Genomic DNA, 14,131 nt, shown 5'->3' on the forward strand with positions numbered 1-14,131 from the left:
GCTCAATCATTTACCACAGGGTCTTTGCAGCCCGCTCTGGCCAGCCGCGGTCATAGGCCTCGCCCCCGACCTCACCGGCCGTGACTGCCGCCAGCATGGCCCCCGGTGAGGGCAGGGTGGCCGGATCGACCTGGCTTTCGGCCTTCCACAGCCCGGACCGCACGATGGCCCGGGCACACTGGAAATAGGCCTCCTGCACGGTGATCACCATGGCACTGCGCGGGGCCTGGCCGTCGACGGCGAAACTGGCCAGCAGGGCGGGGTCAGCACTGATCACCGCCTGGCCATTGACCCGGAAGGTCGTGCCCGAGCCCGGGATCAGGAACAGCAGGGCGACCCGGGGATCCCGCACCACATTGCGCAGGCTGTCGAGGCGGTTGTTGCCGCGACGGTCAGGCAGGATCAGGGTCTGTGGATCAGCGACGCGCACAAAGCCCGGCCTGTCGCCGCGCGGACTGCAATCCAGGCCCTCGGGGCCGAGTGTCGCCAGGGCGACAAAGGGCGAGGCCTCGATCAGGGTCCGATAGTGTGGGGTAATGGTCGTTGACACCTTGACCAGGGCCGCGCTGACGGGCGGGGTGTCATAGAGCGCGTCCAGCGCCTCGAGGCTGTCGATCACGCTCATGGTGCCCTCCTGCATCCGGGGCTGAGCCTAGAGGTCCGGCGCGCCCGGCGAAAGCGTCAGGCGGTAAAGACTCGCGCGCAAGCCTCGGCGAGGTGGCGCGGCGAGATCGGCTTGCCGACCACGGGCGGCTCGCGGCCTCGCACCAGTTCGGCATTGCCGGTGACATAGACGACCGGGATATCGCCTAGCTGTTGCTGGATGGCTTCGACCGCCTCGACCCCGGTGCCGCCGACGATGCGATAATCCGCTGTGATCAGGTCCGGACGCCGAGCCATGGCCTTCTTCAGGGCGTCCTGCGGGCTTTCGGCGATGTCGAAGCTGGTAAAGCCCTGTTCAGCCAGCAGGGCTTCCATCTCGAAGGCGATCAAAATCTCGTCCTCGATGATCAGGGCATGTCGGGCTTTCATGTGCACGGTCATTTGCCGCCGCCTTCATTAACGTCCCGTCCTAACTTCAACGCCCGGCCAAGCTTGCGCGCCAGTCTCATTTTCGTGATCTGACGAATTATTGCCTCAATCAGTGGCCCTGTCCCAGATTCTGCGGGCTGGTTCCCCAGTCTGGGTAGGCGACGCGGTGGGGCGATCCGCGCTATGCAGGTGAAAAGTCCGAAGCAGGACGGCGGGAGATGGCGATTGTCCGTCGCTGCCGTCATGCTTGCGGCCCAGTTCAGCGCAGGAATCGCCCAGTCATGTCTCAAGACGCCCCCCTGATCCTGACCGAAAAGCGCGGTCACATCGCCATCCTCACCCTGAACCGTCCCGAGGCCATGAACGCCCTGGGGGCGCCCGGCGACGGCGACCAGGTGGCGGCCGCCTGCGAGGCGATCAATGATGACCAGGATATCCGCTGCGTGATTCTGACCGGCGCGGGCCGGGCCTTCTCGGCCGGCGGCGACGTCAAGGCGATGAAGGCCCGCGAGGGCGCGTTCGGCGGCAATGGCGTCAAGGTCCGCGACGGCTATCGCAAGAACATCCACCGCATCGTCCGCGCCATCTATGGCCTGGAGGTTCCCTCGATCGCCGCCGTTAATGGCGCGGCCATCGGCCTGGGCTGCGACGTGGCCTGCATGACCGACATCCGCATCGGGGCCGACACCGCCAAGTTCGGCGTCACCTTCCTGAAACTGGGCCTGATTCCCGGCGACGGCGGGGCCTGGCTGATGCCGCGCACCATCGGCATGAGCCGAGCCGCCGAGCTGCTGTTCACCGGCGACGTCATCGACGCGGCCAAGGCCGCCGAATGGGGCCTGATCAGCAAGGCCGTGCCGGCCGACACCCTCATGGATGAAGCCCTGGCCCTGGCCACGCGGATTGCGGCCCAGCCGCCGCACGCCCTGCGCATGGCCAAGAGCCTGCTCAAGCACGGCACGACCGCCAGCTACGACACCCTGATGGAGATGAGCGCGGCCGCCCAGGCCATCGCCCACCACACCGAGGACCACATGGAAGGCGTCGACGCGATCCTCGAAAAGCGCGCGCCGGTGTTCAAGGGCGCCTGAGGTCATGGGCAAGGAAGCGCGGGGCGTCTGGGGCCATCTGTCGGACGGGGACTGCGAGGGCAAGCTCCTGTGGGAGTTTCCCAAGCTGATCTTCCGCGGAGCCCATCGCGGCATCTATCAGGGCCACGCCCTGCGCTACATCAAGGTCGAGGGCAATGACCTCGTCCTGAACGACGGCACCCGGTTCGAGCTGGAGCCGGGCGAAGCCGACAAGTGGCTGCACGCCATCCTCAACCCGCCGGGGCGGCTGGACAAGCTGGGCGTCAAGCCCGGCCAGACGGTCGTGGTGCTGGCGCTTGAGGATGAAGAGTTCCTGGAAGAGCTCTCCACCCGGGTCGAGCCCGTCGAGGCCGAGGAGGACATCGACCTGCTGTTCCTCGGCGTCGAGGACCTGGCCGATTTCGATCAGCTGGAAGACCTGATCGGCGGGCTGGGTCCCAAGGGCGCGATCTGGATCGTGGCCCAGAAGGGCAAGGGCGCGCCGCTGAAGGACACCGAGATCCTGGCCGCCGCGCGCGGTCAGGGTCTGGTCGACACCAAGGTCTGCAGCTTCTCCAAGACCCATTCGGCCCTGCGCTTCGTCAAGCGCAAGGCCGGTCCGCCGGCAGCGAGCAAGCCGGTCGAGGATGACGCCGGCTTCGACGACGAGATCTGAGGGCAGGGAAGGGCGATGTTTCCAGTCCGGCGCATTCGTCCTTCCCGGCTTCTCGCCCCCTATGTGAAGGCGTTCGAGGAGCGCAGCCGCAGACTGGACGCCACGGTGGTGCTGCGCCCGCTGCCAGCACGGACCGAGCAGTTCCTCGAATTCTATCTCGCCGACCGCTATCGGGTGCGTGACATCGCGTCCGGGGCGGTAGAGGCCGCGCCAGACATCGTTCTGGTCGGGCTGCAGACCTATCGCCGGGTCGATGTGCTGCTCGGCGGGGACCTCAACCTATTCACGATCCAGTTCACGCCGACCGGCTTTTCCAGTCTGTTTGGTCAGGCTGCGGCCTCGCTCACCGACAGGGCCCATGACGGCCGGGATGTCCTGGGTTCGGAGATCGCCCTGATCGCCGAACAGCTGGAGGCGGCACCGGATCTCGCGGCCCGGGCGGCCATTGCCGAGGCCTGGCTGGGCGGCAGGGCGATCCCTCTGACGGCCGACCCCATTGCCTGGGCGGCGCGCCGCATGACGGCCCTGCACGGCAGCGTCCGTGTGGCAGACCTGGCCGAGGCCGTGGACCTGGGCGAGCGCCAGTTCGAGCGGCGGTTCACCCGGGCGGTTGGGGTCTCGCCCAAGCGCTATGCCCGGGTCCTGCGGTTCCGCGAGGCCCTGCGCCTGAAGGCTGAAGGGGCCGAACCGAGCTGGGCGGCGGTGGCCCAGGCGGCGGGCTATGTCGATCAGGCCCACATGATCCACGAGTTCAGGGCCCTGGCCGGCGACACGCCCGAGCGTCTGCTGGCGACCATGGCCCCGGCTCTGGAAACCGTTCTGCCGGGTGTCGGAAATCTACAATCGGGCCGAAACGCGACCGCCTAGTCTGCCCGCCATCGAGCATGGCTGGAGCTGGACGGATGATCGAACGACGCGCCTTGCTGACGATGGGGGGATTGGCGATGACGGGATTGGCCGGCACGGCCCAGGCGGCCGGAGACGGGGTGGCGGAGATCGAGGCCCTGGTGAAGTCGCTGCTGGCGGCCTGGAACGCCACGGACGCCGACGCCTATGCCGATCACTTCTGGCCCGACGCCAGCTGGGTCAATGTCGTGGGCATGCACTGGCGCGGCCGCGATCAGGTGGCCTTCGCCCACCGGCTGTTCCTGTCGACCATCTTCAAGGACTGCAAGCAGACCCTGGTCTCGATCGAGGCACGGGCCGTAGCGCCGGGCGTGGCCCTGGCGGTGGTGACCATGATCCAGGACGCCTACACCACGCCGGACGGCAACAGGATGCCCGAGGCCCATGACCGCCTCAGCCTGACGGCGGTGCAGCGGGAGGGACGCTGGCTGCTGATCCATGGCCACAACACCATCATCAACCCCCAGGCGGCCAATAACGACCCGGTCCTGCGGATGCCGCACTGACCTTGTCGGCCCCCGCCGGGCCCTGGCGGTGCGTCTGATCAGAGGGCCTAGGCCAGGTCCCCACAGGCCGCGCAGAAGGCGTCCAGGTCGGCCTCGTCGTGATAGATCGACAGGCCGATGCGCAGCACGTCGTCGCGAACGTCAACCACCACGCCCCGGGCCGCGAGGGCTGTTTTCCAGGTCTGGGCGTCAGGATGGCGCAGGGCCAGGAAGCGGGCCTGCGGCCCGTTCCCGGGCGGGTTCACGATGACGGCGTCCTTCAGAGGTCCGGCTGTGCCGGCGGCGATCCGGGTCAGCAGGCTCCGCTGAAGGCCCGCCACATGTTCGGCCACGGCGGCCGTGGTCAGGGCTTCGGCTTCCAGCATCTGCCCCGCTGCCACGAAGCGGTAGAGACCCGACGGATCAAAGGTCGCACCCAGGAATCGGCTGGCGTCGCGCGCATAGCCCACCCCGCCGGGCGGGCCTTCGAGGTCGCCGAACTCGGCGTACCAGCCGGTCAGGGCCGGGCGCGGACCAAAGCCGGGCGGGGCGTGCAGGAAGGCCGCGCCTTCGCCCGCCATGGCGTATTTGTAGCCGCCGGCGACATAGAAGATCCGGTCGGCCACGCCCGACAGGTCGGTCGGTACGGCCCGGTAGCCGTGATAGCCGTCGACCACCACCCACGGCCCCTCGGGCCGGGCCAGATCGGCCAGGTCCCAGACGCGATCGAAGACATAGCCGCTCTTGAAGAACACGTGGCTGACGAAGATCAGGTCGAAATCGCCCGCGCGTGCGGTCGCCAGGAAGCGTTCCGCGAAGTCCGGCCCATCGGCCTCCACCAGGGTCAGCGTGATTTCGCCGGCCTCGACCCAGCGCTGGGCCTGGCGGCGGAACGAGTGGAATTCGCCGTCGGTCGACAGCACCCGGACGGGCCGCCTGTCGATCGCTGACAGAAGCACGGTCAGCAGGGCGTGAGTATTGGGCGCGAAGACGACGCTGTCGGGCGAGGGCAGGGCGAGCTCGCGTGCGACCAGGGCTTGCGCGGCCGGATAGACCTCGCCCAGCGCCTTGTCCCACTTGTGGTCGGCCAGGCCGGCGGCGTCCTCCCAGGCCTCGATCTGGGCAGCCAGGGTGACGTCTGGCCACAGGTGATGACTGTGGGCGGCCATGTGCAGCCGGCCCCCGTCCGAAGCCATGGGCGCGGACAGGGCCCGCGAGAAAAGGTCCTTGCGCGCGCCTTTCACAGCTTGGTTCTCAGCGACCACAGCTCGGGGAAGGCGCGGCGGCGCAGGGTGCTGGCCAGATAGCCGATGCCGTCCGTGCCCCCCGTGCCCGGCCGGCCGCCTATGATCCGCTCGACGGTCAGGACGTGCTTGTGGCGCCAGGTGACCAGGGCGTCGTCCAGGTCGACCAGCTTCTCGGCCAGTTGATACAGCTCCCAATAGCGCTGGGTGTCACGATAGACCTCCAGCCAGGCCGCCTCCACCTCGGGCGAAGGGGCGTAGGTCTCGGCAAAGTCGCGATTCAGTACCGCATCCGGCACGGCCAGGCCGGCCTTGGCCAGCTGGGCGATGGCCACATCATAGAGGCTGGGCGCATTCAGGGCCGCTTCGAGTTGCGCCAGGCCGTCAGAGCCCTCGGCGTGGAACTTCAGGAAGCTCTGGTCCTTCAGGCCCAGCAGGTATTCCAGGGTGCGGAACTGATGCGACTGGAAGCCCGAGCTTGAGCCCAGGTCGTTGCGGAAGCTCAGATAGTCGGCCGGGGTCATCGTCGCCAGAACGTCCCAGGACAGGGTCATCACCGTCTGGATCCGCGACACCCGGGCCAGGGCCTTGTAGGCGGGCTCGACATCGCCGTCCGCGATCAGCTGCTTGGCCAGGAGCACCTCGTGGATGATCTCCTTGAGCCACAGCTCTTTAACCTGGTGGATGACGATGAAAAGCATCTCGTCATGACGGTCGCTCCGCGGCTGCTGGGCTGCGAGCAGTTGGTCCAGCGCCAGGTAGCGCGCATAGGTCATGTCTTGGGTCATGACGCGATCCTAGGTAGTTCGGAGGGGCACATTTTTCCTTGTTTGCGGGGAATTTTTCCCCGAGCGCGGAATGATGTTTCGCCACATCCACGGAAAGCGGAACAAGTGGTCTCGGCCCTCGCCAAGCTCCGCCGAATGCGGCAGGAAGCGGCCATGAACCGCTTTGCCATTCTCGCCCTGGTCCTGGCCGGGCTTTCCTGGGGGCTGGGCTTTCCGCTGGGCAAGCTGGTCCTGCGCGAAACCGACGCCGCCCACATGGTGCTGCTGCGGTTCGCCGTCGCCGCCGTGGCGGCGGCCCCCTTCGCCCTGTGGACGGCCGAGGCGCGGGCCCTGTTCCGCTCGCCCGTCGTGCTGCTGGCCGGCGGGCTCTATGGCCTGGCCTTCATGGTGCAGTTCGAAGGCCTGGCCCATGTCAGCGTGACCCTGGCGGCGCTTCTGGTCGGGGCCATGCCGGCCCTGATCGCGGTCAGCGCCCGCTTTTTCGGGGAGCGGGTCAGCCGTGCCTCGTGGGCGGGGGTGGTCGCCGCGACGCTCGGCGCGTCCCTGATCGCCGGCAAGCCCGACGGTGCCGGCTCGCCGCTGGGGGTGGCGCTATCGGTCGCCTCGCTGTTCGTCTTCCTGGCCTGGCTGATCGTCATGCGCCGCGCGCCCAAGGTCCAGGCCCCCCTGGCCATACCGGCGGTGACCATGATCGTGGCCACAGCCGCCATCCTGCCGGTCGCCTGGCTGATGCACGGTCCGCCCAAGCTGGACCTCAGCCCCGTGGCCTGGTCCTGCATCATCGGCCAGGGGGTGGTGGCGACCCTGCTGGCCACGGCAGCCTGGCAATATGGCTCCGCCCGGGTCGGAGCCGCCACTGCCGGGGTCTTCATCAATATCGAGCCGCTGATGGGCGCGGTGATCGGGGTGATGCTGTTCGGCGACCACCTGACCCTGGCCCTCTTCGCCGGCGGCTTGCTGATCCTTCTCGGCAGCTTCGTCGTCGTGTTGGGCGAGGGGAAGGCGGACAAGGTGGAGGCTGTGTAGCCACACTCAAAATCCGCTCTCCCCGGCGAAAGCCGGGGCCCAGATTCAGCCTGAGCGTTTGGGGATGACGCGCCTATTGCCCAAGCCCTTTCGACACCGCGCAGGGCTCGATCTGGGCCCCGGCTTTCGCCGGGGAGAGCGGGAACGGAGAGACTCTAAGCCGCTTCCTTCGCCTTCTTCTTCTCAAACCGCATCGCCCCGTCATCGACCCGGCCCATCTTCAGGGCCATCAGGTCGAGGGCATAGTTCTGATAGGCCTTCCAGGGCTTCTTGACGCCCTGCTTGGGGAACTTGGCCATGGCCCGCTGGACGTAGCCTGACGAGAAGTCCAGCCAGGGTTCGACGTCCATGCCGGCCTCGTCCTGGCGGGCCACGCAGGTGTCCAGACCATTGCGGGCCATGTGGTTGATCAGCTTGCAGACATACTCGCTGGTCAGGTCGGCCTTCAGGGTCCAGGAGGCGTTGGTATAGCCGAAGGCGGAGGCCAGGTTCGGCACGTCGCTGAACATCATGCCCTTGTAGCTCATCGACTGCGAAAGGTCGGCGACCTTGCCGTCAACCACCAGTTCCATGCCGCTGAGCAGCTGCATCTGCAGGCCCGTGGCGGTGACCACCACATCGGCGTCGAGGGTCTTGCCGGACTTCAGTTTCAGGCCGGTCGGGGTGAAGGTCTCGATATGGTCGGTGACCACCGAGGCCTTGCCGCCCTTGAGGGCGTCGAACAGGTCGGCGTCGGGCACCAGGCACAGGCGCTGGTCCCAGGGATTGTAGCGGGGCGTGAAGTGGGTGGCGACGTCGTAGTCGGGCCCCAGATGTTCGCGCACCAGACCAATAAGCCTCTCCTTGGTCTTTTCCGGCTTGTTGCGGGCGATGTTGAAGAACAGCATCTGCATTAGCACGTTCTTCCAGCGCGTGATGCCATAGGCGGTCATGGCCGGCAGCTTGGACCGCAGCCAGTTGGCGATGCCGTCCTCGGCCGGGCGCGAGACCACATAGGTCGGCGAGCGCTGCAGCATGGTGACGTGGCTGGCGGTCCTGGCCATTTCCGGCACCAGGGTGACGGCCGTGGCACCGCTGCCGATCACCACCACCTGCTTGCCGGCATAGTCGAGGTCCGAGGGCCAGTGCTGCGGATGCACGATCCGGCCGCCGAAGCTTTCGACCCCGGCAAACTCGGGCGTATAGCCGGCGGCATAGTCGTAATAGCCGGCGCACATATAGAGGAAGCTGCAGCTGACGCTGACGCTCGTGCCCTGATGCTCGGCCTCGACGGTCCAGGTGGCGGTCTCCGACGACCAGCTGGCCCGTTTGACGTGATGGCCGTAGCGGATCTTCTTGTCGATGCCGTACTCGGACGCCGTTTCACGCACATAGTTCAGGATCGAGGGGCCGTCGGCGATGGCCTTGGCCTCGCGCCAGGGCTTGAAGGAGTAGCCCAGGGTGTACATGTCGCTGTCCGAGCGGATGCCCGGATAGCGGAACAGGTCCCAAGTGCCGCCGATCGCTTCGCGGCCTTCGAGAATGGCGTAGGTCTTGCCCGGGCAGTTGGCCTGCAGGTGATAGCCCGCGCCGATACCGGACAGGCCCGCGCCCACAATCAGTACGTCGAAGTGCTCGGTCGCCATGCCGTGTCCCGTCCCTGGTGCATCGGTCCGGCTGTCCCGGACGCCTTGTTATCTGATCAGCGTTCACCAACAAACGACCGTTTTGACTCAGCGTCAACCGCGACACGCCTGCGCCCTGTCGGTTTTCATTGCGCACGGTCATAGGTCGCGCGTATTGCGGGGCATGTCCCTGCGCGATTTCGGTGTCCTGATCCTGATCTGCCTGGTCTGGGCGGGCAACAACATCATCTCGAAGATCGTGGTCGCTCACTGGGGCGTGCCGCCCCTGGCCTATGCGGCCGTGCGGTTCGGACTGGTGGCTCTGGTCACCCTGCCTTGGCTGCTGCCGGCCCCGCGTCCGGTGTGGCGGCTGGTGCTGGTGGCCCTGCTGATGGGGGCAGGCAATTTCGCCCTGCTGTTCATGGGCTTCAAGACCGCCTCGCCCTCGGCGGCCTCGGTGATCATCCAGCTGGGCGTGCCGTTCACGACGATCCTGTCGGTCATCATTCTGGGCGAGCGCATCCGCTGGAAACGCGGCCTCGGCATTGCGCTCACCCTGTCGGGCGCAGTGGTGGTGATGTGGAGCCCGCACGGGCTGGAACTGTCGGCCGGCCTGTGGCTGATCGCGGCGGCGGCCTTCACGGGCTCACTGGGCGCTGTGATGATGAAGCAGATGGAAGGCGTGCGGCCCCTGCAGTTCCAGGCCTGGGTCGGCTTCTCGTCGGTCTGGCCGCTGCTGGCCCTGAGCGGCCTGACCGAACCCGGCGCGGCCGGCGCGGCCCTTAATGCCGGCTGGCCCTTCGTGGCGGCGGTGGTGTTCTCGGCCCTGGTGGTCTCGGTGGTGGGCCACACGGCCTATTACGGCCTGATCCAGAAGTATGAGGCCAATCTGATTGCGCCCTTGACCCTGATGACACCGCTGATGACCATCGGTCTGGGCGTGCTGATCACCCACGACCATTTCGACCTGCGCATGGGCATAGGCACCGCCCTGGCCCTGTTTGGCGTGCTGATCATCGCCCTGCGCAAGAACCAGGTGATGCCGTTATTGATGCTGATGAGGAACCGCATCCAATGAGCCTGCTCCTCGTCGAGGCCCCGTCGCCCAATTTCGACGCCCGCAAGGCCGTGCCCGACTGTGTGATCCTGCACTATACGGGCATGGAGACCGGCGAGGCCGCGATCGAGCGCCTGCGCGATCCCGAAGCCAAGGTCTCGGCGCACTACTGTGTCGAGGAAGACGGCCGCATCTTCCGCCTGGTGGCCGAGGAGCGCCGGGCCTGGCACGCCGGGGCGGCCTTCTGGAAGGGCGTCAAGGACATCAACTCGGCTTCGATCGGCATCGAGATCGTCAATCCCGGCCACGAGTTCGGCTATCGGCCGTTCCCCGACGCCCAGATCGCCGCAGTGATCAACCTGCTGGCCGATGTCCGCTCGCGCTGGATGATCCCGGACTCGCGGATTCTCGGCCATTCCGACATCGCCCCGGCCCGCAAGATCGACCCGGGCGAGCTCTTCCCCTGGAAGCGCCTTGCCGAAAGCGGTCACGGCCTGTGGATCGAGCCGCCCCCGTCGCCCGGCGCGCCCCTGGGCGAGGGCGAGGAGGGCACCGGCGTTTTTGCGCTGCAGGCCGGCCTGACCCGCCTGGGCTATGACTGTGCCCCGACCGGCAAGTATGACGCCTGGACCACCACCGTGGTGAGCGCCTTCCAGCGCCACTGGCTGCAGACCCGCTTTGACGGCATCGCCGACGGCGAGACCCGGGCGCGGCTGGTGGGGCTTCTGAGGGCCGGGGACTGATGCATCCGGCCAGGCTGTTCAGGGTCGAGGACAGGGGACCGCTGCTCGCCTTCCTGCGCGCCCATCCCTTCGTGACCCTGGCCGCCAGCGTCGGCGGCCGCCCGATGATCGCCCAGGCCCCGGTCGTGGTGCGCCAGATGCACGACGAACTGGTCATCGACTTCCATCTGTCGCGCGCCAATGCCCTGGCCCCGCACCTCGTCCAGGGGTTCCGGGCCGTGATGCTGGCCACCGGCGAAGACGCCTATGTCAGCCCCGACTGGTACGAGAGCGCCGACCAGGTGCCGACCTGGAACTATCTCTCGGTCGAGGCCGAGGGCTCGGTGGCCGTACTCGACGAGGCCGAGCTGATCGCCCAGCTCGACACCCTGTCCGAGCAGGAAGAGGCGCGCTTGGCCCCCAAGCCCCTGTGGACCCGCCACAAGATGGCCCCCGGAAAGTTCGAGGCCATGCTGCGCGGCATCATCGGCGGGCGACTGTTCGTCGACCGGCTGGAAGGCACCTTCAAGCTGTCGCAGAACAAGTCCGAGGCCGACCGGCTGGGCGCGGCCAGGGGGCTGGGCAAGCACCCCCTGGCCAAGATGATGCGTCAGGCTGGGGCCTGAGGCGCAGCGCCCTGCCGGGGGCGGCTCAGGGCCGGGCCGGGTTCGCCTCGCAGAAGCGCACAATGGCGTCGAAGACGCGCTGCGGATCTTCCAGCTCGGGCGTGTGACCCAGGTCGTCAAAGGTCACGCAGGCCGCATCCGGCCGCAGGCGCTGGATGGAATGCGCATTGTCGGCGGGGTGGGAGCGATCGGCGGCCCCCCAGATCGACAGCAGGGGCTGGTCAGGGCAGGGCAGCTCGACCTCGGGGTCCATGTAGCACTGGTAGGCGCTGGCCAGAGACCATTGGGCGCCGTGCTGGAAGGACCGCTCGGCACACCGGCAGAGCTCGTCGATCATGGCCGTCTTGCCGACCGAGAGCGCGTACCAGTCCGGCATGCGTTTCGGTGCCATGCGGCGCATGGCGACATGGCCCAGGACCGGCGTCGCCAGAATGCCCTTGGGATCGCGGGCGGCCTTCCAGACCCTGAAGGCTGCGACATCGCCGGCCTGCAGCAGGGTCAGGCGGGAGACGAGCTCGGGATGGCGCGCGGCAATGTCGACGGCGGCATGACCGGCGACGCAGGAAAAGGCCAGGATGGCGCCGGGCCCGGCCACGGCCTGCAGGAAGATCGCCAGGTCGTCATGGGTTTCGCGGAACCCGAAGCGATAGTCCCCGGCCGCAGCCGAGAAGCCCATTGCCGGCAGTTCAAACGCAATTACGCGGAAGCGCTGGGCGAAGGTCGCGATCAGGGCGTCATAGACTTCCAGCGTCATCGGCGGATCGACGCTGAAGACGATCGTTGGGCCCTGGCCGGCCTCGCGATAGCGGTACTGCACCTTGGGCGACCGGAAGAACCGTATGCCGTCCGAGGCGCTGGCCGGCCAGCCTTCGCGATGTCGGCCCATACGGTCGGCGGCACCCGCCGTATCCAGGCGCGTGGCCAGGCGATTGAGCGTCCCGGTCATGGCTGGCGCGCCGCGTTGCGGTTGGCGATGAACAGCGCGACGCAGGTCAGGACCAGATAGCCCTCGATCGCCAGATGGCGCGCCACGATCGAGGCTGCGGCCCCGGTCTGGTGGGTCAGCCAGGCATCGCCGAGCGGCAGGATGAGGGCCGCGACCGCCGTCCAGAACAGGGCGCGCAGATCCCGCCGGACCAGGAAGATCGCCACCAGCGCCGCGACGAAGGCGGTGCGCAGGGCATAGACCTGCACCCAGGCTACCGCGTCTGCGCCGCTGACCGGTACGCCATAATAGATGGCAAAGCCGGTCGGATCAGACAGGGCCCGGGCCACATTGACCGCCTGCAGGAGCGCCAGCGGAACGGACAGCCAGAAGCCGAAGGTCCGCAGGACGGATCTGCGGGATGAGGATGGGTTTGCGGTCATGGTGTCTCCCTATGGACGGGAAGACTAGCGGGGCGATCGTCGTCTGGACGCTTGAGTTTCCGCCCATATAGGTGAATGAATTTCACCCATGAAGCGCGACGCCCCCAGCTTTGCCGCCCTGCGGATCTTCGCCGTGGCGGCGCAGCGGCAGAGTTTCCGCGATGCCGGCCAGGCGCTGGGCCTGACGCCCTCGGCGGTCAGCCACCAGGTGCGGGCCGTGGAGGACTGGGTCGGCGCGCCCCTGTTTCTGCGCCAGGTGCGGCAGGTGCGGCTGACACCGCTCGGCGAGACCCTAAGCGAGCGACTGTCGCAGGCCTTCTTCGACATCGACACCGCGCTCGGCCAGGCCAGGCGGCAGTCCGTCTCGACGCGGCTGCGCATCGCGGCCCTGCCCCTGTTCACCAATGTCTGGCTGGTGCCCCGGCTGGCGCGGTTTGAAGCGCTGCACCCCGACCTTTCCCTGTCGATCGACACCGATGCGCGGGTGGTCGATCTTGAGAAGGGCGAGGCCGATATCGCCATCCGCAATGTTGCAGCCGTGACCACCGGCCTGTTCGGGCACAAGCTGCTGGACCTGCGGGCCACGCCGCTGTGTACGCCCCAGATGGCCGAGACGGTGCAGGTGCCCCAGGACCTGGCCCGGGCCACCCTGATCGACCTGAGCGTCGGGCGAGCCGGCTGGCCGGAATGGTTTGAGGGGGTCGATTGTCCGCGCCTGAAGCCGGCCCGCACCCTGACCTTCGACAATGTCCCCTCGGCGATCGACGCCGCAGCCCAGGGGCGTGGCGTGCTTCTGGGCCTTCTGCCCCTGGTGCTGGATGCGCCGAATGCCAGCCAACTGGCCGCGCCCCTGCAGCATCCCCCGGTGGATGCGGGGGCCTATTTCGTCGTCTGCCGCAAGGCCGATCGCGCCAATGCCACCGTCCAGGCCTTCATGACCTGGCTGATCCGGGAGATGAAGGCGGATGTCGTCCGCCTGCGGCGACTGGAGCGCGAGCGGCTGAAGTGAATGCCTGACCCTCGGCCCCGTAAACCAGATGAAAAGTTGACCTCCGCCCCGTCGCCCGTCAAACACCCTCCCGGACCAGACGGTCGGGCGGTCGCGGTCCTCGCAAGAGGGTCGAGGAAAGTCCGGGCTCCACGGTGACAAGGCGGTGGGTAACGCCCACCGGGAGCGATCCCAGGGATAGCGCCACAGAAAGCAAACCTCCTCCCTTTCGAGGGCGGGAAGGGTGAAAGGGTGGGGTAAGAGCCCACCGCGGACCTGGCGACAGGGACGGCATGGCAAGCCCCGCCTGGAGCAAGACCGAATAGGGACCCCGCGTCGACCTCGCGTCGACTAGGCCGTCACTGGCTGAGTAGGGTTCGGGTAGGTCGCGAGAACCGTCCAGCAATGGGCGGTCCAGAGGAATGATCGTCGCAGTCTCGTCCTTCGGGGCGAGGGTGGCACAGAACCCGGCTTATAGACCGTCTGGTCCGTCTCTTCCGTCCCCGGAAGAGACGGGTCGTCCACACCCTCACCGTTTC

The 14,131-nt window shown here is 67.5% G+C and carries 16 protein-coding genes and 1 other RNA gene; 10 read left to right on the forward strand and 7 right to left on the reverse strand.

What is annotated here, in order from left to right; translation table 11 throughout:
- Positions 1 to 10: 10 nt before the first annotated feature.
- Together AQ619_RS04650 and AQ619_RS04655 are read right to left on the reverse strand one after the other, a co-directional pair.
- Complete coding sequence (locus tag AQ619_RS04650; RefSeq protein ID WP_062144935.1) at positions 11 to 625, reverse strand: pyridoxamine 5'-phosphate oxidase family protein; 615 nt, start codon at positions 623 to 625, stop codon at positions 11 to 13.
- Positions 626 to 681: 56 nt separating this feature from the next.
- Complete coding sequence (locus tag AQ619_RS04655) at positions 682 to 1,044, reverse strand: response regulator (protein ID WP_062144938.1); 363 nt, start codon at positions 1,042 to 1,044, stop codon at positions 682 to 684.
- Between the two features lie 269 nt (positions 1,045 to 1,313).
- On the opposite strand from AQ619_RS04655, the gene AQ619_RS04660 reads away from it, so the two are divergent.
- Genes AQ619_RS04660 through AQ619_RS04675 form a run of 4 tightly spaced genes read left to right on the forward strand, consistent with a single transcriptional unit; the run spans position 1,314 to position 4,190 of the window.
- The gene (locus AQ619_RS04660; RefSeq protein WP_062144941.1) at positions 1,314 to 2,123 is read left to right on the forward strand and encodes a crotonase/enoyl-CoA hydratase family protein; all 810 of its coding nucleotides are present in this window, start codon (positions 1,314 to 1,316) and stop codon (positions 2,121 to 2,123) included.
- A 4-nt stretch (positions 2,124 to 2,127) separates the two neighbouring features.
- On the forward strand, positions 2,128 to 2,778 hold the full coding sequence (locus tag AQ619_RS04665; protein WP_062144945.1) for a DUF3052 family protein: 651 nt from the start codon (positions 2,128 to 2,130) through the stop codon (positions 2,776 to 2,778).
- 15 nt (positions 2,779 to 2,793) lie between these two features.
- Complete coding sequence (locus tag AQ619_RS04670; RefSeq protein ID WP_062144948.1) at positions 2,794 to 3,645, forward strand: helix-turn-helix domain-containing protein; 852 nt, start codon at positions 2,794 to 2,796, stop codon at positions 3,643 to 3,645.
- A 35-nt stretch (positions 3,646 to 3,680) separates the two neighbouring features.
- A complete protein-coding gene (locus AQ619_RS04675; protein ID WP_236849534.1) occupies positions 3,681 to 4,190 on the forward strand; it encodes an SgcJ/EcaC family oxidoreductase in 510 nt (169 codons plus the stop codon).
- Between the two features lie 47 nt (positions 4,191 to 4,237).
- Here the strand turns inward: AQ619_RS04675 and AQ619_RS04680 are convergent, their stop codons facing one another.
- On the reverse strand, positions 4,238 to 5,434 hold the full coding sequence (locus AQ619_RS04680) for a kynureninase/PvdN C-terminal domain-containing protein (protein WP_062144954.1): 1,197 nt from the start codon (positions 5,432 to 5,434) through the stop codon (positions 4,238 to 4,240).
- Positions 5,410 to 6,201, reverse strand: coding sequence for a tryptophan 2,3-dioxygenase (locus tag AQ619_RS04685; protein WP_062144957.1), 792 nt, complete (start codon positions 6,199 to 6,201; stop codon positions 5,410 to 5,412). Before AQ619_RS04685 ends, AQ619_RS04680 begins: the two co-directional genes overlap by 25 nt.
- 153 nt (positions 6,202 to 6,354) lie before the next feature.
- Here AQ619_RS04685 and AQ619_RS04690 point away from each other — a divergent pair, with 153 nt between their 5' ends.
- Positions 6,355 to 7,227, forward strand: a complete 873-nt coding sequence (locus AQ619_RS04690) for a DMT family transporter (protein WP_062144961.1) — start codon at positions 6,355 to 6,357, stop codon at positions 7,225 to 7,227.
- Positions 7,228 to 7,382: 155 nt separating this feature from the next.
- On the opposite strand, the gene AQ619_RS04695 is transcribed toward AQ619_RS04690, so the two are convergent.
- A complete protein-coding gene (locus tag AQ619_RS04695; protein WP_062144964.1) occupies positions 7,383 to 8,852 on the reverse strand; it encodes a flavin-containing monooxygenase in 1,470 nt (489 codons plus the stop codon).
- Positions 8,853 to 9,015: 163 nt separating this feature from the next.
- On the opposite strand from AQ619_RS04695, the gene AQ619_RS04700 reads away from it, so the two are divergent.
- The 3 genes from AQ619_RS04700 to AQ619_RS04710 are packed head-to-tail and all read left to right on the forward strand — an operon-like array spanning position 9,016 to position 11,236.
- Positions 9,016 to 9,909 (forward strand): DMT family transporter, encoded by an 894-nt coding sequence (locus tag AQ619_RS04700; RefSeq protein WP_062144967.1) that lies wholly within the window; start codon positions 9,016 to 9,018, stop codon positions 9,907 to 9,909.
- Positions 9,906 to 10,631, forward strand: coding sequence for an N-acetylmuramoyl-L-alanine amidase (locus AQ619_RS04705; protein WP_062144970.1), 726 nt, complete (start codon positions 9,906 to 9,908; stop codon positions 10,629 to 10,631). The genes AQ619_RS04700 and AQ619_RS04705 overlap by 4 nt, the downstream gene beginning before the upstream one ends.
- Positions 10,631 to 11,236: an FMN-binding negative transcriptional regulator gene (locus AQ619_RS04710; protein ID WP_062144973.1), complete on the forward strand. Its 606-nt coding sequence runs from the start codon at positions 10,631 to 10,633 to the stop codon at positions 11,234 to 11,236. The genes AQ619_RS04705 and AQ619_RS04710 overlap by 1 nt, the downstream gene beginning before the upstream one ends.
- 25 nt (positions 11,237 to 11,261) lie before the next feature.
- On the opposite strand, the gene AQ619_RS04715 is transcribed toward AQ619_RS04710, so the two are convergent.
- Positions 11,262 to 12,182: an alpha/beta fold hydrolase gene (locus AQ619_RS04715; RefSeq protein ID WP_062144976.1), complete on the reverse strand. Its 921-nt coding sequence runs from the start codon at positions 12,180 to 12,182 to the stop codon at positions 11,262 to 11,264.
- Entirely contained in the window at positions 12,179 to 12,604 is a 426-nt protein-coding gene (locus AQ619_RS04720; RefSeq protein WP_062144988.1) for a DUF4267 domain-containing protein, read from the reverse strand. Before AQ619_RS04720 ends, AQ619_RS04715 begins: the two co-directional genes overlap by 4 nt.
- An 88-nt stretch (positions 12,605 to 12,692) precedes the next feature.
- Here AQ619_RS04720 and AQ619_RS04725 point away from each other — a divergent pair, with 88 nt between their 5' ends.
- Positions 12,693 to 13,613 (forward strand): LysR substrate-binding domain-containing protein, encoded by a 921-nt coding sequence (locus AQ619_RS04725; RefSeq protein ID WP_062144991.1) that lies wholly within the window; start codon positions 12,693 to 12,695, stop codon positions 13,611 to 13,613.
- A gap of 75 nt (positions 13,614 to 13,688) precedes the next feature.
- An RNA gene (gene rnpB / locus AQ619_RS04730) (RNase P RNA component class A) lies at positions 13,689 to 14,083 on the forward strand.
- The last annotated feature ends 48 nt before the right edge of the window (positions 14,084 to 14,131 follow it).

Source organism: Caulobacter henricii, assembly GCF_001414055.1.
In the GTDB taxonomy this organism is placed as follows: domain Bacteria; phylum Pseudomonadota; class Alphaproteobacteria; order Caulobacterales; family Caulobacteraceae; genus Caulobacter; species Caulobacter henricii.

What these genes read in the sequence shown, in the direction of transcription:
- AQ619_RS04660 (WP_062144941.1), top strand. Translation starts at nt 1,314, where the DNA reads ATGTCTCAAGACGCCCCCCTGATCCTGACCGAAAAGCGCGGTCACATC.
- AQ619_RS04685 (WP_062144957.1), bottom strand. Translation starts at nt 6,201, where the DNA reads ATGACCCAAGACATGACCTATGCGCGCTACCTGGCGCTGGACCAACTG.
- AQ619_RS04650 (WP_062144935.1), bottom strand. Translation starts at nt 625, where the DNA reads ATGAGCGTGATCGACAGCCTCGAGGCGCTGGACGCGCTCTATGACACC.
- AQ619_RS04720 (WP_062144988.1), bottom strand. Translation starts at nt 12,604, where the DNA reads ATGACCGCAAACCCATCCTCATCCCGCAGATCCGTCCTGCGGACCTTC.
- AQ619_RS04675 (WP_236849534.1), top strand. Translation starts at nt 3,681, where the DNA reads ATGATCGAACGACGCGCCTTGCTGACGATGGGGGGATTGGCGATGACG.
- AQ619_RS04705 (WP_062144970.1), top strand. Translation starts at nt 9,906, where the DNA reads ATGAGCCTGCTCCTCGTCGAGGCCCCGTCGCCCAATTTCGACGCCCGC.
- AQ619_RS04695 (WP_062144964.1), bottom strand. Translation starts at nt 8,852, where the DNA reads ATGGCGACCGAGCACTTCGACGTACTGATTGTGGGCGCGGGCCTGTCC.
- AQ619_RS04715 (WP_062144976.1), bottom strand. Translation starts at nt 12,182, where the DNA reads ATGACCGGGACGCTCAATCGCCTGGCCACGCGCCTGGATACGGCGGGT.
- AQ619_RS04700 (WP_062144967.1), top strand. Translation starts at nt 9,016, where the DNA reads ATGTCCCTGCGCGATTTCGGTGTCCTGATCCTGATCTGCCTGGTCTGG.
- AQ619_RS04690 (WP_062144961.1), top strand. Translation starts at nt 6,355, where the DNA reads ATGAACCGCTTTGCCATTCTCGCCCTGGTCCTGGCCGGGCTTTCCTGG.
- AQ619_RS04665 (WP_062144945.1), top strand. Translation starts at nt 2,128, where the DNA reads ATGGGCAAGGAAGCGCGGGGCGTCTGGGGCCATCTGTCGGACGGGGAC.
- AQ619_RS04670 (WP_062144948.1), top strand. Translation starts at nt 2,794, where the DNA reads ATGTTTCCAGTCCGGCGCATTCGTCCTTCCCGGCTTCTCGCCCCCTAT.
- AQ619_RS04655 (WP_062144938.1), bottom strand. Translation starts at nt 1,044, where the DNA reads ATGACCGTGCACATGAAAGCCCGACATGCCCTGATCATCGAGGACGAG.
- AQ619_RS04710 (WP_062144973.1), top strand. Translation starts at nt 10,631, where the DNA reads ATGCATCCGGCCAGGCTGTTCAGGGTCGAGGACAGGGGACCGCTGCTC.
- AQ619_RS04725 (WP_062144991.1), top strand. Translation starts at nt 12,693, where the DNA reads ATGAAGCGCGACGCCCCCAGCTTTGCCGCCCTGCGGATCTTCGCCGTG.